15 protein-coding genes are annotated in these 16,751 nt (G+C 52.4%); 8 read left to right on the plus strand and 7 right to left on the minus strand.

All coding sequences use genetic code 11. The features are described 5' to 3' along the window. Positions 1-30 precede the first annotated feature (30 nt). Positions 31-1,248: an enterochelin esterase gene (gene fes, locus HV261_RS19420; RefSeq protein ID WP_202039193.1), complete on the minus strand. Its 1,218-nt coding sequence runs from the start codon at positions 1,246-1,248 to the stop codon at positions 31-33. Between the two features lie 251 nt (positions 1,249-1,499). Between fes and HV261_RS19425 the strand changes: the two genes are divergently transcribed. Then, positions 1,500-3,794, plus strand: a complete 2,295-nt coding sequence (locus HV261_RS19425) for a TonB-dependent siderophore receptor (protein WP_202039194.1) — start codon at positions 1,500-1,502, stop codon at positions 3,792-3,794. A gap of 50 nt (positions 3,795-3,844) precedes the next feature. Next, positions 3,845-4,522, plus strand: coding sequence for an enterobactin synthase subunit EntD (gene entD, locus HV261_RS19430; protein WP_202039195.1), 678 nt, complete (start codon positions 3,845-3,847; stop codon positions 4,520-4,522). 18 nt (positions 4,523-4,540) lie between these two features. On the opposite strand, the gene HV261_RS19435 is transcribed toward entD, so the two are convergent. Next, entirely contained in the window at positions 4,541-5,245 is a 705-nt protein-coding gene (locus HV261_RS19435) for a GNAT family N-acetyltransferase (protein ID WP_202039196.1), read from the minus strand. Between the two features lie 144 nt (positions 5,246-5,389). Here HV261_RS19435 and HV261_RS19440 point away from each other — a divergent pair, with 144 nt between their 5' ends. Together HV261_RS19440 and HV261_RS19445 are read left to right on the plus strand one after the other, a co-directional pair. Next, positions 5,390-6,508 (plus strand): YbdK family carboxylate-amine ligase, encoded by a 1,119-nt coding sequence (locus HV261_RS19440; RefSeq protein ID WP_202039197.1) that lies wholly within the window; start codon positions 5,390-5,392, stop codon positions 6,506-6,508. A gap of 66 nt (positions 6,509-6,574) precedes the next feature. Continuing rightward, positions 6,575-6,823, plus strand: coding sequence for a DUF1158 family protein (locus HV261_RS19445; protein ID WP_005122002.1), 249 nt, complete (start codon positions 6,575-6,577; stop codon positions 6,821-6,823). 22 nt (positions 6,824-6,845) lie between these two features. On the opposite strand, the gene HV261_RS19450 is transcribed toward HV261_RS19445, so the two are convergent. Continuing rightward, positions 6,846-7,187, minus strand: coding sequence for a RamA family antibiotic efflux transcriptional regulator (locus HV261_RS19450; protein WP_005122005.1), 342 nt, complete (start codon positions 7,185-7,187; stop codon positions 6,846-6,848). A gap of 17 nt (positions 7,188-7,204) precedes the next feature. Next, positions 7,205-8,317: an MBL fold metallo-hydrolase gene (locus HV261_RS19455; RefSeq protein ID WP_202039198.1), complete on the minus strand. Its 1,113-nt coding sequence runs from the start codon at positions 8,315-8,317 to the stop codon at positions 7,205-7,207. A gap of 191 nt (positions 8,318-8,508) precedes the next feature. Here HV261_RS19455 and HV261_RS19460 point away from each other — a divergent pair, with 191 nt between their 5' ends. From HV261_RS19460 to HV261_RS19475, 4 genes are all read left to right on the plus strand, one after another. Continuing rightward, positions 8,509-9,090, plus strand: coding sequence for a TetR/AcrR family transcriptional regulator (locus HV261_RS19460; RefSeq protein WP_137384551.1), 582 nt, complete (start codon positions 8,509-8,511; stop codon positions 9,088-9,090). Then, positions 9,090-9,458: an MmcQ/YjbR family DNA-binding protein gene (locus tag HV261_RS19465; RefSeq protein ID WP_048212349.1), complete on the plus strand. Its 369-nt coding sequence runs from the start codon at positions 9,090-9,092 to the stop codon at positions 9,456-9,458. Before HV261_RS19460 ends, HV261_RS19465 begins: the two co-directional genes overlap by 1 nt. Positions 9,459-9,577: 119 nt before the next feature. Beyond that, positions 9,578-10,231 carry an oxygen-insensitive NAD(P)H nitroreductase gene (nfsB, locus tag HV261_RS19470; RefSeq protein ID WP_137384552.1) on the plus strand — a complete coding sequence of 218 codons (654 nt, stop codon included), beginning with the start codon at positions 9,578-9,580 and terminating at the stop codon, positions 10,229-10,231. Between the two features lie 64 nt (positions 10,232-10,295). Further along, entirely contained in the window at positions 10,296-11,540 is a 1,245-nt protein-coding gene (locus tag HV261_RS19475; RefSeq protein WP_202039199.1) for a mechanosensitive ion channel family protein, read from the plus strand. A 54-nt stretch (positions 11,541-11,594) separates the two neighbouring features. Here the strand turns inward: HV261_RS19475 and pheP are convergent, their stop codons facing one another. The 3 genes from pheP to HV261_RS19490 all read right to left on the minus strand — a co-directional run bounded on the left by pheP (position 11,595) and on the right by HV261_RS19490 (position 16,456). After that, positions 11,595-12,989, minus strand: a complete 1,395-nt coding sequence (pheP, locus tag HV261_RS19480; protein ID WP_202039200.1) for a phenylalanine transporter — start codon at positions 12,987-12,989, stop codon at positions 11,595-11,597. Between the two features lie 126 nt (positions 12,990-13,115). Continuing rightward, a complete protein-coding gene (locus HV261_RS19485; RefSeq protein ID WP_202039201.1) occupies positions 13,116-15,314 on the minus strand; it encodes a TonB-dependent receptor in 2,199 nt (732 codons plus the stop codon). Positions 15,315-15,373: 59 nt separating this feature from the next. After that, positions 15,374-16,456, minus strand: coding sequence for a YncE family protein (locus tag HV261_RS19490; RefSeq protein WP_202039202.1), 1,083 nt, complete (start codon positions 16,454-16,456; stop codon positions 15,374-15,376). Positions 16,457-16,751: the final 295 nt, after the last annotated feature.

A 16,751-nucleotide genomic window follows, 5' to 3' on the forward strand; every position in this document is an offset into this window, starting at 1 on the left:
ACTCAACTCCTGTCGTGGAACATCGTCCGGTTAAAGCGTGTCGGTGAGCGGTTGCCAGAGCGTCATCAGCCCTTGCATTAAGCCGCCGCGCCAGCAAAGCGCATCATGTCCACCCTCAACCTGACGCCAGAAAATAGACTGTGGTGCAGAGGGAAATTGGGCGAATAGCGCCTGATTAGCACGAAAAATAATCGGCTCGCGGGTCCCGGCTTCCAGCACAATACGTAGACCCTGAACGCTTAGCGTTCCGGCCTTCAGTTGTTCAATAATCACGCCATCCTGATGACCACCGCGATGCGGCCACCAATAAGATCCGGACTGACTGAGTACGCAGCCAAACCGATCCGGCCAGTTCAGTCCGGCATACAGCGAAGCCAAGCCGCCAAAACTTTGCCCGGCAACCACCGTACGCTGCGGGTCGTCGCTAAATGGCGTCGTGGTCTTCACCCGCGGCAATAATTCCTGCTGAACTGCCAGCCAAAAATCAGGGTTACACGGCAATTCATGGCTGCGATGCGGCGTGTCAATGGCATCAATCAGGAGATATACCGCGGGAGGAAGCTGGCCACGATGAGTGAGTGAGGTCAGTGCCGGCCAGACCGGCATACTGAGTGCCCAAAACTGTCCGTCCAGCAGAATAGCCAGGGGACGTTCTTCCGGGTTGGCTTCACCGGTGGTGAAAACCCACACCCGGCGCGTATTACCCAACCGGTCACTGTGCCATTGCAGGCATACGGCGGGCGAGTCGGGATTTTCAGGGCGATCCCATCCCGGCTGTACGGGAGCATCTGGCATCTCCAGGGCGGACACCGCATGCCCCCGGCCCCCTTTCCAGCTTTGAGTATTGAGAGGGTCCGCAATAGCCTGTGGCAACAGTTGTCGCCAGCCTTCGCGTAGCACAGTGCGATCGGGCGTTTCACCCGCTGCCAGTGAGGCAAAAATATCGTTTCGATCGGAGGGGATAAAACAGTAACTGCCGCGCCAGTTAGCGCTCAGGGAAATACTCCAGCACCAAACATTCGTACCATCAATACGTCGCATCGACTGGGGTACGGCATTTTGATGATGATCGGTAACGCCCGTGATGTAGACCCACACCCGGCGAATGGCTGACTCTTTTTCGCTTCCCTGTGGGTCGCGCCACCAGAACGTTACACGGTAATCGCCGTTGTCTTCACGCTCCCATTCCGGGCCATTTTTAGACTGCCACCACGCCTCGCTTCCCATCATTAACGCCGTCACCGTCATAACCCCATGTTTATTGTGAAATTTTATATCTGAGCGTGAAATATATTGATAATATTATTGATAACTATTTGCATTTGCAATAGCGTATTGACGCGCTGTGGGAAGCGCGCACAGTTTTTCACCACTTATAAACCGACCTGGCGCTGCGTACTTTTTCTGGAACGGAGGGTTTACGCAGATGCGGGCGACATCAGGCCTGGTGCCCAAAACGGCACACGGGTACTCGTGGCTAAAAGAAAGCAGGACATACAATGAACAACAAGATTCATTCACTGGCCTTATTGGTCAATTTAGGGATTTACGGGGTAGCACTGCCCGCGATGGCAGAAGATAAAACCGATAGCGCCGCCGTCTCTCATGAAGACACCATCGTCGTCACCGCCGCTCAGCAGAACCTGCAGGCTCCGGGCGTTTCAACCATCACCGCAGATGAGATCCGTAAGAATCCTCCGGCTCGCGACGTCTCGGAAATCATCCGTACCATGCCTGGTGTGAACCTGACCGGTAACTCAACCAGCGGACAGCGCGGCAACAACCGTCAGATCGATATTCGCGGTATGGGCCCAGAAAACACCCTGATTCTGATCGACGGCAAGCCGGTAACCAGTCGCAACTCTGTGCGCCAGGGGTGGCGTGGTGAGCGTGATACCCGCGGTGATACCAGCTGGGTTGCTCCAGAAATGATTGAACGCATTGAAGTCCTGCGCGGCCCAGCAGCGGCACGCTACGGCAACGGCGCGGCAGGTGGTGTGGTGAATATCATCACCAAAAAAGGTGGCGATGAGTGGCATGGCTCCTGGAATACCTATTTCAACGCCCCAGAACACAAAGAAGAAGGCTCGACCAAACGCACCAACTTTAGCCTGAATGGCCCGCTGGGTGGGGATTTCAGCTTCCGCCTGAACGGTAACCTCGACAAAACTCAGGCCGATGCCTGGGACATTAACGACGGTCACCAGTCAGCACGTACAGGGTCATATGCCGATACGATGCCTGCGGGTCGTGAAGGTGTAAAAAACAAAGATATCAACGGCCTGCTGCGTTGGGATTTTGCCCCAATGCAATCGCTGGAGTTTGAAGCCGGCTACAGCCGCCAGGGCAACCTGTATGCGGGTGACACTCAAAATACCAACAACGATAACAAAACTAACGGGCTGGTAAAAAAATACTACGGTAAAGAAACCAACCGTATGTACCGCCAGAACTATGCGCTGACGTGGAACGGCGGCTGGGACAACGGCATTACCACCAGCAACTGGGCGCAATACGAACACACCCGTAACTCCCGTTTGGGTGAAGGTCTGGCAGGTGGCCTTGAAGGGTTATTTAACAGTAATCAATTTACCGACACTGACCTGGCGGATGTCACCCTGCACAGCGAAATTAGCATTCCATTCGACCTGTTGGTTAACCAGAACCTGACGCTCGGTACCGAATGGAACCAGCAGCGTATGAAAGACATGAGTTCCAATACCCAGACCTTTATGGGCGGGAACATACCTGGTGCCAGCAGCACCGATCGTAGCCCGTATTCACAGGCTGAAATTTTCTCCCTGTTTGCAGAAAATAACATGGAGCTGACCGACAGCACCATGTTGACGCCGGGTCTGCGCTTCGACCACCACAGCGTCGTTGGTGACAACTGGAGCCCATCCCTGAACCTGTCCCAAGGTCTGGGCGACGACTTTACGCTGAAAATGGGTATCGCACGGGCCTATAAAGCACCTAGCCTGTACCAGACTAACCCGAACTATATTCTGTACAGCAAAGGCCAGGGCTGCTATGCCACCGGTTCTGCGACGGGCATTGGTTGCTATATGATGGGCAATGATGACCTGAAGGCCGAAACCAGTATCAACAAAGAGATTGGTCTGGAGTTCAAACGTGACGGTTGGCTGGCCGGCGTCACCTGGTTCCGCAACGATTACCGTAACAAGATCGAAGCGGGGACTGTACCGCTAAGCAGAACGTCAATTACCCAGAAAAACCCGACTACGGGTAAAGAAACAACAACCTACACCGATATCTATCAGTGGGAAAACGTACCTAAAGCGGTGGTGGAAGGCCTGGAAGGGACGTTGAACGTACCGGTTAGCGAAACCGTTACCTGGACCAACAACATCACTTACATGCTGCAAAGTAAGAATAAAGAGACCGGCGAACGCTTGTCGATTATTCCTGAATACACGCTGAACTCAACGCTGAGCTGGCAGGCGCGTGAAGATTTGTCACTGCAATCCACCTTTACCTGGTACGGCAAACAACAGCCGAAGAAATATGATTACCAGGGTAAACCGGTGACCGGCAGTTCTGCCCAGGAAGTGAGCCCGTACAGCATCGTCGGCCTGAGCGCAACCTGGGATGTGACCAAAAACGTCAGCCTGACCGGCGGCGTGGATAACGTCTTCGACAAACGTCTGTGGCGTGAAGGCAATGCCCAAACAACCAGTGATATCAAAACTGGCGACTATATGGCGGGCGCTGGCGCGTACACCTATAACGAACCGGGTCGTACGTGGTTCATGAGCGTGAATACCCACTTCTGATAGCGTTGTTCCCTCTCCTCCCGGTGGGGAGAGGGAAACGATACAAAATCATGCGTACAACACACACATCATTCCCTTTCGCTGACCACACGCTGCATATTGTCGGGTTTGATCCCAACAGCTTTCACGAACACGATCTGCTCTGGCTCCCTCACCATGCCCAGCTAACCGCTGGTGCACGTAAACGTAAAGCAGAACATCTGGCAGGACGTATCGCCGCAATACATGCTTTGCGTGAATACGGTATCAAAACGGTGCCCGGCATCGGCGAGCAGCGACAACCGCTGTGGCCACATGGACTCTTTGGTAGTATCAGCCATAGCGCAACAACGGCACTGGCTGTCGTCTCACGCTACCCCGTCGGACTGGACATTGAAGCTATTTTTTCGCCGCAGGTCGCAGCTGAGCTTGCTGACAGCATAATAGACAACACTGAGCGACAGGTTTTGCTTCTCGCGTCACTCCCCTTTCCGCTTGCCTTAACCCTAGCCTTCAGCGCCAAAGAGAGTCTGTATAAGGCATTTTCAGCGCACTTGACGCACCTTCCGGGCTTCTCCAGCGCCAACGTTATCGCTCTCACCACGACGCAGATCACCTTGCAAATCACGCCGTCATTTTCGCAAAGCCTCGCCGGGCTGAGCGTTAACGTTAGCTGGTTTCGGCGTGAAGAAAACATCATTACCCTATGCCCGGCCCCGCCATCATGCTCGCCAGCCTTTTCTGTCTGAGTGGTCAGGGAAAACGCACTATGCCGGTTGAAACGCCGCCAGCGATCGGCGTTGTCGCCCGTTTTCATCAAAGTTGTCGACAGCCAGCCAACGCTGCAAAACAGCGTCACACTGTGGCCACTCATCGTCAATCATTGATAGCCAGTCGCTGTCGCGGTTGCGCCCCTTACGCACCATTTTCTGGCGAAAGCGCCCTTCATGGATAAACCCTAAACGCTCCGCCGCACGGCGGGATGCGACGTTCAGAGAATCGCATTTCCACTCCACGCGGCGATAGCCCAGCGCAAACGCCTGGCGTAGCAACAGCCAGACGGTTTCTGTACCCAGTACCGTATTCTTCATTCGTGGCGACCAGGTCACATGGCCTATCTCGACCGAGCCATTTACAAGGTCGATCGCCATAAATGAGACTAACCCCACGGCGCGCCCGGATTGTAAATCAATCACCGCATAGGGAACCAAAGTGGCATCCGTTGATTTGCCCGTGACCCAATGCACGGCCTCCTCTACGCTCGCAGGACGCGTGCTGGCAAGCCAGGTCCAGTCACGTTCGTCAGGTGCCTGCGCGTAGGCATCAAACAGATCGGCGGCATGGCGGTCAGCATCCAGGGGCTCCAGACGGCAATATTGTCCAATAAGCACACTCCGTGGCAGCGCGGCTGCGCCATTCCAGTCCGGCAGGGCATCACCCACCGTCTGCCCATACAGATTTATCTCTGGCACCGCTCACCCCTTGTTATGCAAGCAAAAACCACGTTATAGCACCCGCCATTTCACCTTCAAAGCGCTGGTCAGGGATTTTTCACGCAGAACAGAAAATCGCCGCCCCTTCTATACTGATTAGAAATCAACGCTCAGGAGAACACGATGTCACTACCCGATTTTCATGTCTCTGACCCCTTTACGTTAGGCATTGAACTGGAAATGCAGGTAATCAATCCTCCGGGATACGATCTGAGCCAGGACGCATCCAGGTTGATTGACGCCGTGAAGTCAGAACTCACTGTCGGCGAGGTGAAGCACGATATCACCGAAAGCATGCTGGAAATGGCGACCGGGGTGTGTCGCGATGTTGACCAGGCGGCCGCGCAGTTTTCCACCATGCAGCACCTTGTTTTGCGCGCAGCCCAAACGCTTCACCTCGAAATCTGCGGCGGTGGTACGCACCCGTTTCAAACATGGCAGCGTCAGGAAGTGTGTGATGACGAACGCTATCGGCGGAACCTGGAGAACTTCGGCTACCTTATTCAGCAGGCGACGGTTTTCGGTCAGCATGTCCATATCGGCTGCGCCAACGGTGACGATGCGATTTACCTGCTGCACGGCCTGTCGCGATTTGTCCCCCACTTTATTGCGCTCTCTGCAGCCTCACCCTATATGCAGGCTGCCGATACACGTTTTGCCTGTGCACGGCTGAACATTTTCTCCGGATTTCCCGATAATGGCCCGATGCCGTGGGTGAGCAACTGGCAGGAATTTACCGGGCTCTTTCGCCGACTGGCGTATACCAGCATGATTGACAGCATTAAAGATTTGCACTGGGATATTCGCCCCAGTCCGCATTTTGGCACGGTAGAGGTGCGGGTGATGGACACCCCGCTGACCCTTGAGCACGCACTCAACATGGCCGGGCTTATTCAGGCTACCGCCCACTGGTTACTCACCGAACGGCCATTCAGGCATCAGGAAAATGATTATCTGTTGTACACGTTCAACCGTTTTCAGGCCTGTCGTTTTGGCATGGAAGGAATACTCACCGACGTGAATACCGGGGATCGCCATCGCCTGGCGGACGACACGCTACGCTTACTGGACACTGTCGCCGCGTCGGCGGAAAAAGTGGGGGCAGCGAGTGCCATAAACACCTTACATCAGCAGGTGAAAAAGGGTCACAATGAGGTCCGGCACATGCGTGATTTTGTGGCAAACGGTGGCTCGCTGAGTGGACTGGTGAAAAAACACTGTGAGATCTGGGCGGGGCATTAAGCGCGACGTTTGCGTTAACCAACGATATCCCCGACAATGGCTTTTTAACTCAAGTTTAACAATGCCATGAAACACCCGCTTGAATCACTGATGACCGCCGCCGGGATACTGCTGCTGGCTCTGCTTTCCTGCCTGTTGCTGCCCGCCCCTTCGCTTGGCCTGGTGTTGGCGCAAAAGTTAGTCACAACCTTTCATTTAATGGATCTTAACCAGTTTTATACTTTGTTGTTTTGTCTGTGGTTCTTGCTTCTCGGGGTGATTGAGTATTTTGTACTACGCTTCATCTGGCGGCGTTGGTTCTCGCTGGCAGAATAGACCCGCGAGAACCCGTATACCGTTAATGTGTGCGGCTGTGATTTTCTTTACGGTACGCCCCAGGCGGTTGGCTAAACGTACGGGTAAAAATACGCGTGAAAGTCTGCTGCGAATCGAAGCCATACTTCAGGCAGATATCGTAAACTTTTTGGTCGGTATCGCGCAGATCGCGTGCCGCTAATAATAGCTTACGTTCACGGATATACCGCCCGAGGCTCTCGCCTTTGTACTGCAGAAAAAGGCGTTGCAGATGCCATTTTGAATACCCCGCATGGCGCGCAATATCATCAATGCGCAAGGGTTGATTCAAATTATCATCAATCCATTCAACAATCGTATCAATTACCTGAGCAGAAATCGTCATCATGCTCTCCCCTCTGTTCATTGCGTTGCCTGCTGCCACCAGGCCGTAAACTGTTGGTCCGGTTCGGACAGTGCTACCGGCTCACCCAGCATCGGCGTCAGCAATCGGTAATGTTGGCGGCGACTGGCAAGTGCCAGTCTTTTGTAGGGATCATCCCAGGTGTGTTTTGCCAGAACGAAGCGACCCGCATGTCCGGGCAATACCGCTTTCGCGTGGAGATCGGCTGCGGCCTGAGCGGTCTCTTCCGGCATCATATGAATGAACTTCCAGTCCTGGTCATACTGACCATTTTCCATGATTGCCAAATCGACCTTGCCAAACTGCTCGCCAATCGCTTTAAAATGCGGCCCGTAGCCGGAGTCGCCGCTGTAGTAAACATTCTGTTCCGGCGTTTCAAACATGAAACTGGCCCACAGCGTTTGGTTACGTTTAATCCCCCGGCCAGAAAAATGGCGGGCAGGCAGGACATGGACGATCAGTGAATCCGTCACTTTGACGGATTGATTCCAGTCGCGTTCCTCAATGATCTCGCTGTTCATTCCCCAGTAACGCAGGTGCGAACCTACGCCAAGCGGTGTAATCACGCGCTTAATCTTCGGCATCAGGGCCTTGATGGTGGCGAGATCCAGATGGTCATAGTGATCATGCGAGATAATAAGAAGATCGATCTCCGGCATCGTCTGCGCGGTCCACGGATACTCGCCGGCAAAGGCTTTATTCAGGAATGAAAACGGTGCGGCATAATTGCTCAACACCGGATCAATAAGAATACGCTGGCCCGCCAACTGCAAATACCACGAGGAATGCCCCAGCCAGACAAGGGTATCCTGCTGTGGCGATAAACTGGCGAGATCGGTCGCAACCAGGGGTAATGGCTGCGCGGGTCGCGCGTTTTCTCGCTTCGCGACCAGAAACTCCCACCAGGCCGCCAACATACCTTTGTTGCCGGTATAGCCCGGGGTCGGGACCTGATTATGAAACTGTCCATCACGATAGTGTGGCGACTGTTCAACCTGACTCAGTTGTGCTCCTTGCGGCGCCTGACCAAATCCGGCATTGAGTACAAACGGTAAACTTGCTGCTGCGGCAATGAGCATAATAACAACCACACAAACTGTGAGACGCTTCATATCCTGACCTTAAACGCGCTCCCTTTCCGCTGGGTTGCGCGACTGACTCTTGATTATGAGTGAGTAAGCACTCATTATAGAAATCGAAAGTTTGTCGTCAAGATGATTTTCAATCTTTGACATTCGCCGTTGCGGTGCTGCAAAGGCCGTGATTCAATCCTATTTTTTTACAGACTTAGGGGTAAAGTGTAGTGGCTCGTCCGAAGAGTGAAGACAAAAAACAGGCATTACTGGAAGCTGCAACCACAGCATTTGCACAATCAGGTATTGCGGCCTCTACCGCCGTTATTGCCCGAAATGCAGGTGTCGCAGAGGGAACGTTGTTTCGCTATTTCGCAACAAAAGATGATCTGATCAACGAGCTTTACCTCCATTTAAAGCAAGACCTCTGCCAGTCAATGATGGCAAATCTTGATCGCTCAGTGACCGATGCCAAAACCATGACTCACTACATCTGGAACAGCTACATCAGTTGGGGTCTGGACCATACTTGTGGACATCGCACTATCCGCCAACTGGCCGTCAGCGAGAAAATCAGCAAAGAAACCGAACAACAGGCTGACGATATGTTTCCGGAACTGCGCGATTTATGTCATCGTTCCGTTCGTCCTGAATTTATGTCTGATGAATATCGTGCCTTCGGTGATGGGCTTTTTCTTTCACTGGCAGAGACAACCATGGAATTCGCCGCCCGCGATCCTGCCCGCGCGAATGAATACATTTCGATGGGGTTTGAGGCCATGTGGCGCGCACTAACCCGCGAGGAAAAATAATGGACGGCCAAACGCTGCATGCTTGTGCTAAACGTATTGCGCTCGAACTCCCTTTTACCGAGCAATGCTGGCCGTTCGGCCCGGAATACGATGTCTTCAAAGTTGGCGGTAAGATTTTTATGATTGTCTCAGAGCAGCGCGGCCGTCCGTTGGTTAATTTGAAGTCAGACCCACAAAAATCACTACTGAATCAGCAGATTTACCGCAGTATCGAACCGGGCTATCACATGAATAAAAAGCACTGGATATCCGTCTACCCCGGCGATGATATTAGCGAGTCATTACTGACCGACCTGGTGAACGACTCATGGCATCGGGTGGTAGACGGCCTGCCTAAGCGGGATCAAAAACGCCTGCGGCCTGGCTGATTTATCGTTAGCGTCGATAAGTGTTTTTGCATTTTTCGGTCTTATCATTTTCCCGCTAACCCTGTACCCTGCTGAAACAAAACGCACCCGCAGGGTACGAAAAACCACCAGGAGTAGTTATGGATATTGTTTCTGTCGCCTTAAAACGTTACTCCACTAAGGCATTTGATCCGAATAAAAAACTGACCGCTGAGCAAGCAGAAAAATTAAAAACACTGCTGCAGTTTAGCCCGTCCAGTACCAACTCTCAGCCGTGGCACTTTATCGTTGCCAGCACTGACGAAGGAAAAGCGCGGGTGGCTAAATCCGCAGCCGGCGGCTTTGTGTTCAACGAACGTAAAATGCTGGATGCTTCCCACGTCGTGGTGTTCTGCGCCAAAACGGCGATGGACGATGCGTGGCTGGAACGCGTGGTGGATCAAGAAGAGCGCGATGGACGCTTTGCTACCCCGGAAGCCAAAGCTGCAAACCACAAAGGTCGTACATTCTTTGCCGACCTGCACCGCAAGGAACTGAAAGACGACAACCACTGGATGGCGAAACAGGTGTACCTGAACGTCGGTAACTTCCTGCTGGGTGTGGCGGCGATGGGTCTGGATGCTGTACCGATTGAAGGCTTTGATGCGGCCATCATGGATGCAGAATTTGGCCTGAAAGAAAAAGGTTACACCAGCGTTGTTGTGGTCCCGGTGGGTCATCACAGCGTTGAAGACTTCAACGCTGCCCTGCCAAAATCACGTCTGCCGCAAGAAACGACGCTGACAGAAGTCTGATCCCCACATTTGCATAAGCTCCACACAGCGGTCATCATAGACCGCTGTTTATTAAGGAGACATTATGCAGGAATTGATATCTCAGGTAGAAGAACTCGGCATTGAAATAAATCACACCACCTCGCTGGTGATGATTTTTGGCATTATTTTTATCACCGCCATTATTGTTCACGTTATTTTGCACTGGGTGGTATTACGCGCATTTGAAAAGCGCGCCAACGCCAGCTCCCGCCTGTGGCTACAAATCATCACGCAGAACAAATTATTTCACCGACTGGCATTCACCCTGCAGGGTATCATTGTCAATATACAGGCCGCACTCTGGCTACAGAAAGGCAGTGAAGCCGCAGAAATATTAGTCACCTGCGCACAGCTGTGGATCATGATGTACGCCCTGCTGTCTTTATTCTCCCTGCTGGACGTGATTCTCAATCTGTCGCAAAAACTCCCTGCCGCATCACAACTGCCGTTGAAAGGAATATTTCAGGGCATCAAGTTAATTGGCGCAATTATCGTCGGAATATTGATGATTTCCCTGCTGATTGGCCAGTCCCCGGCGATACTGATCAGCGGTCTGGGTGCGATGGCCGCCGTCTTAATGTTGGTATTTAAAGATCCGATCCTCGGACTGGTCGCCGGTATTCAGCTGTCAGCCAACGATATGCTCAAGCTGGGTGACTGGCTGGAAATGCCGAAATACGGTGCCGATGGCGCGGTTATTGATATTGGATTAACCACGGTAAAAGTACGCAACTGGGATAACACCATCACCACTATCCCTACCTGGTCGCTGGTATCAGACTCGTTTAAAAACTGGAGCGGGATGTCGGCTTCCGGTGGTCGACGCATTAAGCGCAGCATCAGCATCGATGCCACCAGCATTCATTTTCTCGATGAAGATGAACGCCAGCGATTACATAAAGCGCATCTGCTGAAACCCTATTTAACCACGCGCCACCAGGAAATCAGCGAGTGGAACCAGCAATTAGATGCGCCTGAGTCCGTATTGAATCATCGCCAGATGACCAATATCGGCACCTTCCGCGCTTATCTGAACGAATATTTACGCCACCATCCGCGCATTCGCAAAGATATGACGTTAATGGTGCGCCAGCTTGCACCCGATGACCACGGTTTACCGATTGAAATTTACGCGTTTACCAATACGGTGGTGTGGCTGGAATATGAAAGTATTCAGGCTGACATCTTCGACCATATTTTCGCCGTCGTCGAAGAGTTCGGTTTACGCATTCATCAATCCCCTACCGGAAATGATATTCGCGCACTGGCAGGCGTTTTTCAGCGTTAATCGGTAGCATGAAGAAAGAACCGATCTCATCACCAGGATGAGATCGGTTAGGTATTAGCGGGACTTGCGACGCAGCAGTTTGAATGCCGCGAACAGGAACAGGATCCACACCGGCAGCAGGATAGCGGACAGGCGCATATCATCCATGGTGCACATCAGCACCAGAATCATGCCGAGGAAGGCGATACACACGTAGTTACCCGCCGGATACAGCAACGCTTTAAACTGAGTATCACGCCCCTTACGACGCATTGCTGTCCGGAAACGCAGGTGCGCCAGACAGATCATAATCCAGTTCAATAGCAGCGTCGCAACCACCAGCGCCATCAACAGGCTGAAGGCTTTTTGCGGCAACACATAGTTGATCAGCACCACCAGCGACGTAATCGCGCCGGACAGAATCAATGAGTTCACCGGTACGCCACGACGGCTGACCCGGGTTAAGAATTTCGGTGCATTTCCCTGTACCGACAAGCCAAACAGCATACGACTGTTCGAATAAACACCGCTGTTGTAGACCGACAGTGAAGCCACCAGAATGACAAAATTCAGCGCAGATGCCACCACGTTACTGTCAAGATTGTGGAAAATCATTACGAACGGGCTGCTATTCGATTTTACTTCCACCCACGGATACAGCGCCAACAGCACCACCAGTGAGCCGATGTAAAACAGCAAAATACGATACACCACCTGGTTTACCGCTTTCGGAATGCTTTTTTGCGGGTCCTGCGCTTCGGCAGCGGTAATACCGATCAGTTCCAGACCACCAAACGAGAACATAATCACCGCCAACGACAGGATCAGTCCGTTCCAGCCAGTCGCGAAAAAGCCGTTATAACGCCACAGGTTATCGATGCTTGCATGTTCGCCACCGTTGCCGGAAAACAGCATCCAGATACCAAAGCCAATCATGCCGATAATTGCCAGGACTTTGATCAGCGCAAACCAAAATTCCGTTTCGCCATACAGACGCACGTTGACCAGGTTGACCGCATTGATAATCACGAAGAAAGCCGCGGCCCAAATCCAGGTTGGGACATCAGGCAGCCAGTACTGCATATAAATTCCGGCTGCGGTGAGTTCTGCCATGCCAACCAGCACAAACATCACCCAGTAGTTCCAGCCAGACAAAAAACCGGCGAACGGACCCCAGTATTTATAGGCAAAGTGGGCAAACGATCCTGAAACGGGTTCTTCAACCACCATTTCGCCCAGCTGACGCATGATCAGAAACGCGATGATCCCGGCAACACCGTAACCGAGTAATACAGCAGGTCCCGCCATCTGAATAGCCGGGCCGATTCCCAGAAACAAGCCAGTACCAATTGCGCCGCCCAGCGCAATTAACTGAATATGGCGGTTTTGCAACCCCCGCTGAAGCGTCGGTTCATTCGTCGACGCGGCATCAGACACGCTGGTGTCAGATGCAGTTGACGCGTTTTTCACGCCCTACCCCTGTGTGGTTTTTATTGAAGGGGCTTCTTTTAACATTTCAACCTGGTTGTCGCAAGGCGCAATCGTTTGGATACGCCGAGCATCCTTGCCCAACGCACCGAGGCCCAGGAAAAAAAATCAGAAGTCGTAACTGACGGAAACCTTCAGCGTGCGCGGCTCGCCCTGGAACAGATAAGTTCCGGTATCATCAATACCTGACCAGTAATTTTCGTTGGTGACGTTATCGACCCCAGCACGCAAAATCATCTGGTTCTGGTTTTGATTGAGTGACATACGGTAACGCACACCTAAATCCAGTGTGGTAAAACTGTCGAGTTTCTTGGTATTTTCCGCGTTGGCATACTGAGCGCCAGAATGGTTCAGCCGTGCCGTCGCGGTGAGTCCTTCAACCGGCTTAATATCATATTCAGCCCCCAGCACCGCATAGAAGTCCGGTACGCCGATTGCCGTGTTACCGTTGTTGACGCCGTTTTGATTTTTACTGAGCGTCGCATCCAGCCACGTTGCACTGGCGTTCAGCCGCAGTCCTAACACCGGCTCACCAAAAACATTCAGCTCCACGCCACGGTTACGCTGCTCACCGTTGATGGCGTAATACCGGGTCTGGCTATCCAGTTGCGCGACCGGCATTTTGATTTCAAACAGCGCCAGTGAGCCGCCGACACGCCCAAAGTCTGTTTTGACCCCAACCTCATTCTGTTTTGCATGGATGATTCCGGTGCTTTGACCGTAGTTCACCGCATTACTTGGCGCGGTGCTGCCTGGCTGTAGCGATTCGGTATGGTTCGCGTAAAAAGAGAGTTCCTGCCACGGCTTGTATACAACACCGTACGTCGGCATCCAGCGGCTGTCATCAAAACTGTTCTTAACGTTTTCAGCGCCAGTTTCTTTGTTGTAATCACGTACCACGACCTTTTGGTGGCGCGCGCCGGCGGTAAACAGAAGCTGATCATCAAGCACGCCCAACGTATCGCTGAGTAACCACCCCTGACTACGCGTACGTCCACTGGTTAACGGATCGCTATAGTTACCTCCCGTCGCCGTCACCGCGGGTTTTGCGACAGCTTGCGTATCGTAGATATTGACGTCCGGACGTGCGGCACGTGACCCCATGCGCCAGGCGATTTTGTCTTCTTTAGTGACGGCGGAATAACCTACGTTTACCTTATGCGACACAAAACCCGTATCAAAATTCCCGCGCAGCCCTGCCATCCCGCTGAACGCATCAATAATACGATTGGTATCAAGGCGTCCGGCTTTCGCGTCACCGGCCTGGTTGTATATTTCCGGGGCACTGTACAAGCCAATCTCATGCGCGTGTTGCGCGCCTAAACCGGCATAAGCGGTCCAGTTATCGGTCAGATCATATTCCGTGCGCGCCATTCCGAACTCATTTTCAATATCGCTATAACCCCATCTCTGGCTATAGTTGTGCGTATTTTTCGGCAGATCGGGGACAAATGGCACATAGTAGACATTGATCCCCATGTTGCCGCCGTGAAACGTCTTTTTCTGATACCCAACGTCTAATGAACTGCGGAAACGGTCGCCACGGTAATCCAGTCCCAGCGATGCAAGCGTAGTACGACGTTTATCGTCGTCTACCGCCCCCTCCCCTTCACGATGCAACAGATTCACACGGGCGCCGACCTGGTTATTGTCACCAAAACGGCGTCCGGCATCGAGCGACGTTCCCACCTGTGAGTCACTGGTGTAATCCATACCAAGGCGTGTGATCGGCGTATCGTCTGCATGCTTGGGTTCAAGATTAATCATCCCGCCAACGCCGCTACCGGCCGCGCCATTGAGCAATCCATTCGCGCCTTTAAAGATTTCAACGCGATCGATCATCTGCGTATCCACCACCTGACGCGGCAGCACACCGGATAATCCACCAAAAGTCATATCATCGCCGTCAAGTTTCAGACCGCGAATACGGTATGTCTCTGCGTAGTTACCGTAGCCTTGTACCGCCTGCACGCTCGCGTCATTGGCGACAACATCGGCTACGGTCTTAGCTTGCTGATCTTCGACCAGTTTTGAGGTGTAGCTTATAACGTTAAATGGCACATCCATGGCATTTTGCTGACCAAGCATCCCCAGCCTGCCGCCATTGGCAACCTGGCCGTCGAGAAAAGCAGGCAGTAACGTATCGCCACCGGGTTTAAAATCACGTCCCTCTGCAGCCTGTACCACAATGGTCTCTTCCGCTTCTGTCGGGGTCTCAGCAGCATTCACCGTGCCGGAAAACGCGCCAATAGTAGCGGCCAGCACCGTTTTTCTCATTAAGTGTGCGTATGTTTTAGTGTTGTCCATAGCCATGCCATTAAAAGTCTGACGACGTTGCCGGAGAGCGCCCCGGCAACATGGTGTTATTATTTATTCAGATCGATACGCACCACGTTATCTGGCGCGGAGGTGGAGTGGTCTTTATTGAATTTCTGTTTCACTGTGACAAACAAGGTTTGGCCATCAGCAGAAAGCAACAGGCTGTTTGGATTGGGGAGGAGATCCCAGCTTTTCTTCACGCTGTAATCCGTTGCATTCAGGCTAAGCAATTTTCCGGAATCACGCTGGGTAATATAGATTTCGTTGCGTTTTGCATTGAATTTCACCGCCAGCGAATCCCCGATATCCAGCTGTTTAAGCAGCTTGCCCGTATGAATATCCAACACCAATGTCGTTTTCGCTTTGGAATTGTCGGTGACAAACAGGCGACCGGTTTGCGGGTCTTCCGCCATATTCAACAGCAACGCGGGTTTATCGCCCAGCGGTTGCCAGCGTTTTTCAACGCGCTGAGTGCGTGGGTTGATAACGAGGATTTCACCGCCGCCATTTGCCGCATAAATACGCTGCGTCATTTCTGAGTAATGCAGTCCGGTCATCCATTTACCGGTATTTTTAATCCGGGTTTTCAGTTTCAGCGTTTCGGCATCAACCACCCAAATCACCGCCGGATCGGCAACGGCGCCAATATAGAGCAGACCATTATGCAACAGTACCTGACGTGCGCCGTACGGGAATCCTTCTGGGTTACGTTCCGGGAATAGCACGCGATTCTTCACTTTGCCGTCAGCGGTATTCAGCGCGCTTAGACCACCATCCAGAGAGTTGGTGACATACACCGTTTTACCGTCTGGAGAGATAGCCATACCAAAGTTTTTCAGATCGGTGTGGCTCAGACCGAGGGTCTTCAGCGTTTGCGGTTCCAGCTTGTAAACCACCCCACCCTGAACATCTTTGAACCCTTCCGCACTGGCGACGTACAGCGCATCACCCGCTGGACTCAGCGCCATTTCATACAAGCCATCAGCCAGTGCCCGCTGCTGAATATCCGTTGCTGCCGGTGCGATTGTTTTTTCCTGTGCCACCGGGTTACTGGCTGGCGTGGCGTTAGCTGTGCAGCCGCTTAATGCAACGGCAGCCAACAATGCCAGAGCGGATGTTGTTTTTTTCATTGTCGGGATCCTTACCAGAGTTCACGCAGATTGTTAATAACAAAAGAGAATGAGAACTATACGCATTATCTTTATCAGATCAAGAATAATTAGCTGGTGAATAAAAAAGATGAAACGAGGGTTTAAAGACGCGAAGAAGTGCGCAGTAGTACCGCTTTTTCATAATTACAGTGAATTATTCTGGACGAAAAGGCATCGCAGGCCACAGAATGCACTTTACTGTTTTTCCAACATTTTCAAACGGGTGAACCTGTCGTGGTTCAGTCACTCGTTTTTGAACCACGCCAGGCAACGA

The organism is Citrobacter sp. RHBSTW-00671 (assembly GCF_014103415.1).
GTDB lineage: Bacteria > Pseudomonadota > Gammaproteobacteria > Enterobacterales > Enterobacteriaceae > Citrobacter.